7 protein-coding genes and 1 pseudogene are annotated in these 6,431 nt (G+C 45.8%); 2 read left to right on the top strand and 6 right to left on the bottom strand.

Annotated features, from left to right (window positions below; all coding sequences use genetic code 11):
* A pseudogene (locus SPM24T3_RS25380) lies at window positions 1–159 on the bottom strand (autoinducer-2 kinase); the annotation flags it as partial.
* Between the two features lie 210 nt (window positions 160–369).
* On the opposite strand from SPM24T3_RS25380, the gene lsrG reads away from it, so the two are divergent.
* Together lsrG and SPM24T3_RS03390 are read left to right on the top strand one after the other, a co-directional pair.
* Window positions 370–663: a (4S)-4-hydroxy-5-phosphonooxypentane-2,3-dione isomerase gene (gene lsrG / locus SPM24T3_RS03395; protein WP_009635294.1), complete on the top strand. Its 294-nt coding sequence runs from the start codon at window positions 370–372 to the stop codon at window positions 661–663.
* Window positions 664–930: 267 nt separating this feature from the next.
* Window positions 931–1,590: an acyl-homoserine-lactone synthase gene (locus SPM24T3_RS03390; RefSeq protein WP_009635293.1), complete on the top strand. Its 660-nt coding sequence runs from the start codon at window positions 931–933 to the stop codon at window positions 1,588–1,590.
* Here the strand turns inward: SPM24T3_RS03390 and SPM24T3_RS03385 are convergent.
* The 5 genes from SPM24T3_RS03385 to SPM24T3_RS03365 all read right to left on the bottom strand — a co-directional run bounded on the left by SPM24T3_RS03385 (window position 1,552) and on the right by SPM24T3_RS03365 (window position 6,428).
* Complete coding sequence (locus tag SPM24T3_RS03385; protein WP_009635292.1) at window positions 1,552–2,289, bottom strand: LuxR family transcriptional regulator; 738 nt, start codon at window positions 2,287–2,289, stop codon at window positions 1,552–1,554. The two genes, SPM24T3_RS03390 and SPM24T3_RS03385, sit on opposite strands and share 39 nt — an antisense overlap.
* A 385-nt stretch (window positions 2,290–2,674) precedes the next feature.
* Window positions 2,675–3,922, bottom strand: coding sequence for an MFS transporter (locus SPM24T3_RS03380; protein WP_009635291.1), 1,248 nt, complete (start codon window positions 3,920–3,922; stop codon window positions 2,675–2,677).
* Window positions 3,923–4,097: 175 nt separating this feature from the next.
* Window positions 4,098–4,943, bottom strand: a complete 846-nt coding sequence (locus tag SPM24T3_RS03375) for an amino acid ABC transporter ATP-binding protein (protein WP_009635290.1) — start codon at window positions 4,941–4,943, stop codon at window positions 4,098–4,100.
* Between the two features lie 14 nt (window positions 4,944–4,957).
* The gene (locus SPM24T3_RS03370) at window positions 4,958–5,872 is read right to left on the bottom strand and encodes an amino acid ABC transporter permease (RefSeq protein ID WP_009635289.1); all 915 of its coding nucleotides are present in this window, start codon (window positions 5,870–5,872) and stop codon (window positions 4,958–4,960) included.
* Window positions 5,865–6,428 carry a GNAT family N-acetyltransferase gene (locus SPM24T3_RS03365; protein ID WP_009635288.1) on the bottom strand — a complete coding sequence of 188 codons (564 nt, stop codon included), beginning with the start codon at window positions 6,426–6,428 and terminating at the stop codon, window positions 5,865–5,867. Before SPM24T3_RS03365 ends, SPM24T3_RS03370 begins: the two co-directional genes overlap by 8 nt.
* Window positions 6,429–6,431: the final 3 nt, after the last annotated feature.

The raw sequence follows: 6,431 nt of genomic DNA, 5'->3' as shown, positions 1-6,431 counted from the left end.
TCCCGGGACGTCAGACAGCGGATTGTGCTGCCATTCAGCCTGACCAACGGCAATCTGCTGTCCTTCAAGAGAAAAAATCACCGCACGAATACTGCCAGTGCCGGCATCGAGCGCCATAAGATATGAGGCATGGTTAGACGTGTTTCTTAATAAGCTCATTATATTTTCTCTTTAGACTGAGCGCAGCTTGCCCTTAATTAATACTGGGCGCAGATCCGCTGGCATAACAATTATTTGCGCGGAAAGTTTGTTAATTGTGATGTAGCTGGCATTTCCATCATCGATGGCAAAGCACAAATTATTACGCAACTAGACTTTGTGTATTAATCACTATGATTGTCGTGTGACTGAAACGATAAGGAGAGAGAGATGGAAGTAACGATGGTCGAAATCAACGTAAAAGCCGATAAAATTGACGAGTTTTTAAGCGTGTTCAAACTCAACCATCTTGGTGCTTTGCAGGAGCCAGGTAATTTACGCTTCGACGTTTTACAAGATGAAAATATTGCGACCCGCTTTTACATCTATGAGGCCTATCGCGATATCGCAGCGGTCAACTTACACAAGAAAACGCCTCACTATCTTGCCTGTGTCGATGCGCTTGAATCGTTGATGACTGAGCCACGCAAGAAAACCAGCTTTAAGGGGGTCTATCCTGAATAGAGTGGCAAGAAAGCGGCTGTATGCCGATTTTTGTATGGGTTTAAAGTAATATAATTAACTGCTATAACACGCTGATCTTCTACTCCTGAAGGATCGGCGTTTTTATTGTTAATTACATAACTAATAAATATATTCATGTTGTGAATGTTAAGTGTCTTTTCTAATTTTAGTTAATATATTAAGGTTTTTTTTCTGGCTGTTAATATAATACTCAGATATTGTTTTTGCGTATACAAGTAATATCACTACGTAATGGAAGACGCAAAAATGTTAGAATTTACCGATGTAAAATATGAAGATTTATCCAGTGAGCAATCTAATGAAATTTACACCGTAAGAAAAGCTGTATTTAAAGACAGGCTTGACTGGAAAGTAAACTGTAGTGAGGGGAAGGAGTTTGATCAGTACGACAATAATAAAACAACTTACATTTTTGGCCGGCAAAATCAATCTCTCATTTGTAGCCTAAGGTTTATAGAAACCCGGCACCCCACGATGATTATGAACACTTTTCTTCCTTATTTTAAAAATATTCATATCCCTGACGGTAATTTTTTAGAATCGAGTCGGTTTTTTATTGATAAAGATAGGCTAAAACAATCGACAGTTTGTAATGAGCCAGTTTGCTTAATGCTTTTTTTGGCTAAAATAAACTATGCCCAGTCACGCGGCTATGAGGGAATTTACGCCATTGTAAGCCACTCTATGTTGAAAATAGTTAAGATGTCGGGTTGGAAAATAGATGTGGTTGAGCGAGGCATTTCTGAGAAAACAGCCGCTGTTTATTTGATATTTATGCCGACGGACAAACTGAATCAACAGATTTTGATTAATAATATACAGCAGCAAAGCTGGTTACGTAGCGACACCTTAGACTCCTGGCCTTTGTCATTCCATCCCAAAGAGCAGTGGAGTAATAAGATGTAGCTCATTCGCTATCTTGATACCTTGTCGAATGTTATTGACTCCCATTTTTTTAAGCGCGTTGCCGGTATGAAATTTCACCGTAGGTAGTTTTATATCAAGTATTGTTGCTATCTCATTATAAGTTTTGCCCAGACTGGCATAATAAAGGACTTCATTTTCACGTTTTGAAAACACTTGAGAGATGTCGTCCTTATCGGCAACCACCGGCGTGTCATTATAAAGTGAGATCAGTTTGTCGTGGACTTTCAGCAACAACATTTGCAGATGCTCTTTGTGTGCGTCAAAGCTAAAATCCGAATGGCTTTTATCTTGTGCGTTGGTCATTAATGAAAGTATGGAAAGATTATTGCTGGGGTCGTGAACCATAAAAGTGTAGCCGCTGATAATATTGTAATTTTTAGCTATATTAAAAACTTTTGGCAGTTTCATACTGTAATTTATCATGATGTTCTCATCCCATGAGAAAGGCAGGACGTGATTTAATGCTGTAATTAATACGGGGTCAGTAAGCTGATATTTATTTTTGGCATAAAGCTCGAACCAGGCATCTTTATTAGTAATGATTGTGAGATCTATGGGGTTTTTTTTATTCATTATGCCATAGGCATAGTGAATTTCTTGATAAATGCTTAATTGTTCATTCAGCGTTTTTTTAATTTCTTCATTAATGGCTGAATTCTTAAAGCTAGAATGTCTCATTATGAAAGCCTATTGAATAAATATATTGAAACTATAATCTATTTCCAGGTGCGAAAGAACAAGAAGTTTCGTGGTTTTAAAAAATCAAATAAAAATTTACAACCTAATGTTAAATGTTGATTAAATTGATGTCATTAATTAGATTGTTATTGGAAAATAGTCATCACAATGAAAAGCACTGTATGCTGCCAAACTAAAAATTTAGGCGGCCATCAAATGTTTGATGTATTGGTCGTTAGAGACAAGTTGGAGCAGCCCTAAAAATGGCCTCGGGACTGAGGCATTTGATAAAGTTATTTTGTCGCGCGGGCCAGACCCTTGAGACTAATTTTCATTTGGCAGGGTTCTTTGAATTTGCGAACGGCTTTGAAATCTGCAAGGGATTTTAAATCTGTCGTGGGTTTTTCTTCTGCTGCATGATGGCATAGATTCCGACCAGCGCTGCCAGAAAACCCGAGGCTGCACCCACGCCCAATGACCAACGAGGTCCACAATTATCTGCTACCCAGCCAACAATTGGGGCACCAATCGGCGTTCCACCCAACGCGACGCCTACCCGCAGCGCCATAACTCTGCCGCGCATCGCCGGTTCAGTCGAGAGCTGCATCAGGCTGCTGCTGGTATTCATAAAGGTCAGAGCGGCGATGCCAATTACCACCAGCGCGGCGGCAAACAGCCAGTAATCCGGTGCGATTGCCGCCAGCAGACAGCCGATGCCAAAAACCGTCGAGCCCACCAGCAGCGAGCTAAATTTGGGGCTTTCTCGACCCGCTGCCAATAGTGCGCCGGTAATAGTTCCTATCGCCATAAATGATGAGAGCAGGCCGTAGCCACGCGCATCGGCATGAAAAACGCCGACTGCCATGGTCGACAGGAATATTGGAAAATTCAGCCCGAAGGTGCCGATCAGAAATAGCATTATCAATGAGGCTTTGAGGTCATCACGAGCCCATACGTAGCGAAATCCTTCGCTAAAACTGCCCCGCGTGCGCAGCGCCCTGGCACGGGTATGTAAATCTTTGACACGAAATAGTGACAATGACACAAGCACGGCGACGAAGCTGATGCCGTTAATCAAAAAAGCCCAACCGGTACCTACAGAGGCGATGGTTAGGCCAGCGATAGCCGGGCCGACCATTCGTGCGGCATTAAACGAAGTTGAGTTCAGCGCTACCGCGTTCGATAAATCGGCATCGCCAACAAGCTCTGCAACGAAAGTCTGCCGTACCGGCGCATCAAAGGCTGAAGCGCAGCCGAAGACAAAGGCAAAGATATAAACTTGCCACAGTTGCACCACGCCGCAGATGGTAAGTAAGCCCAGCAATATTGCCAGCACGCCCATGGTTGCCTGAGTCAGCATCAGCATCTTGCGCTGATTGAAATGGTCGGCAGCAAAACCGGTCCACGGCAGCAACAGAATTTGCGGGCCAAACTGAAGCGCCATGACCGTTCCCACGGCCGAGGCATTGTGGTGGGTTAGCTGAGTCAGTACCAACCAGTCTTGTGCCGTCCGCTGCATCCAGGTGCCAATGTTGGAAACCAGCGAGCCGGCCGCCCACACCCGATAGTTGAAGATACGCAGGGAACGGAATATGCCTTTTGCGGCACGCGAACCTTCTACAGCACCAGTCATAAAAGTTGTGTTCTGATAAACATCGGAAAAAGCAGAGGCATGCAAGGTGGCCTTTAATGATGAGCGAAAAAATGAGGTCAAAAAGGAGGATAGTGATAACCACATGATTGAGCAATATTAAAAAATGTATTGCTCAATCATTTTTTAGGCAAAAAATAGGGGGATTTAGAAACGGTTACAACACTTTCTCCAGAAAACGACGGGTACGCTGATGGCGTGGGTTATCCAGTACTTGCGAGGCGCTGCCGGTCTCTACCACTGAACCATCAACCATAAACACCACGCGATCCGCCACCTGGCGAGCAAAGCCGATTTCATGGGTCACCACCACCAGCGTGACGCCAGAATCTGCCAGCTTTTTGATAACGTCGAGCACTTCGCCGACCAGCTCTGGGTCCAGCGCCGAGGTGGGCTCGTCGAACAGCATGACTTTAGGGTTCAACGCCAATGCGCGGGCGATAGCAATACGTTGCTGCTGTCCGCCAGAAAGATGCCGTGGCCAGGCGTGTGCCTTGTCGCGCAGTCCTACAGTATCGAGCAACTCATACGCGCGCTCAATCGCCTGTTTGCGTTTAAATAAACCATGAACGATCGGCGCTTCAATAAGATTGTCCAACACGGTCATATGCGGAAACAGGTTAAAGTTCTGGAAAACGTAACCACAATGGATTCGCTGTTTGAGAATGGCTTTTTCTTTAAGCTCGTAAAGTTTGTCACCTTTACGACGATAACCGACATAGTCGCCATCGATTTGAATAAAACCCTCATCCACTCTTTCCAGATGATTAATAGTGCGCAGCAGAGTAGATTTCCCAGAACCCGAAGGCCCTAATATTACTGTTACCGTGCCTGGCTCAATGGACAGGCTAACGTTATTTAACGCCTTGAAAGCACCATAGGATTTACTGAGATTATTAATTTCAATTCGTCCGACATTCTGCGCATGGCGGGTTACGCGTTTAATGGGCCGGGGCGCGTCTGGCGCAGGGCGATTAACAAAGAGATCAAAAGCTTCAGACATATTTTCGCTCCTGTTTAAGGTCGGGTTGCGCGCCATTGCAGCAGGCGTTGCAGAGGAGTCAGGGCTACCTGACGCATTGTGCCGCGAGCAAAATAACGCTCAACGTAATATTGCAATACCGAAAGCACAGTAGTTATCACCAGATACCAAACGGTTGCCACCATCAGCAACGGAATGACCTGCTGCGTGCGGTTGTAAAGTATCTGCACGGTGTAAAAAAGTTCCGGCATGGAGATGACGTAAACGATAGCCGTGCCTTTGGCTAGACCGATTACTTCGTTAAACCCGGTTGGGATAATCGCCCGCAGCGCCTGTGGCAGAATGATGCGGAAAGTGCGGCGATAAGACGGTAAACCCAGCGCGGCGGCGGCTTCGTGCTGCCCCTGTTCAACACCAATAATACCGCCGCGAATAATCTCGGCCGTATAGGCTGACTGCACCAGCGACAAGCCAAGTACGGCAACGGTAAACTGGTCCAAAAGATCGACCGTAGGATGTTTGAAGAATTCAATATTGGTGAATGGGATGCCCAGCGACAGGTTGTCGTACAAATACGAGAAGTTATAGAGAACAATGAGCACCAGTAACAGCGGCAGCGAACGAAATAGCCAGATGTATCCCCATGCCAGCGAATTCAGTAAATAAGATTTTGATAAACGAGCCAGCGCCAGCAAGGTGCCAAAAATAATGCCAAACACCGTGCCGAGCAGGGTGAGTAGCAGCGTTCTTGCCAGGCCGGATAATATCACCGGCTCAAAGAAATACTGCCTGAAAACGCCCCAGTCCCAACGAGGATTTGTCGCAATTGACTGCGCAATCGCCAACAGAATAAAAATGGCGAAAACGGCGCCCAGCATTCGCAGTGGATAACGGGCCGCAACGACCTTAAGCGGAACCAAAGGAGCAGAGCGCGGATTGACATCAGTCATAGGCCTTTTCCTTCAACGCATTAACCACCGCGTTTTCTTCGACTGCCTGCTCGATTGAGGCGGCAATCGCACTCAGCGGTTTCAGAAAGCGCAGGCGACCATCGTAAGGCGGTTTAGAAAATATTTCACGGTCAAGGGTGATATCGAACTGTGGCTCATAACCTTGTGAAAGATAAAGTTTCACTGCTTCCGGCTGGCGGAAACCGGTAGTCAGAAATACACGGTTATAGCCTTGCTCAAACGCCAGTCGTTCCAGTTCCTGTACCACTTTTTTCGCCAGACCCTGTTGGCGCAGCGTGGCGTCGGTCCAAATGCGTTTCAGCTCGGCGGTATTTTCGTCATAACGTTTATACGCACCCATGGCGATAGGTTGTCCGTCGCGCAGCAGCACAATGAATACCCCGTCAGGCGCAGCATAGAGGCTGGCCGGATCAACCTCTTGATTATTGCTGAAAAAGTCAGCGTACCGCGCTTTGTATTCACCAAACAGACCCTGAATAATCGGCACGATCAATGGGTCATCAGGCGTAGTGTGAATAAATTTATCTTGGCTCATAGG

It is taken from the genome of Serratia sp. M24T3 (assembly GCF_000257645.1).
Taxonomy (GTDB): Bacteria; Pseudomonadota; Gammaproteobacteria; order Enterobacterales; family Enterobacteriaceae; genus Rouxiella.
The sequence above is the reverse complement of the archived record's forward strand: the minus strand, read 5'-3'. Positions and strand labels throughout refer to the sequence as shown.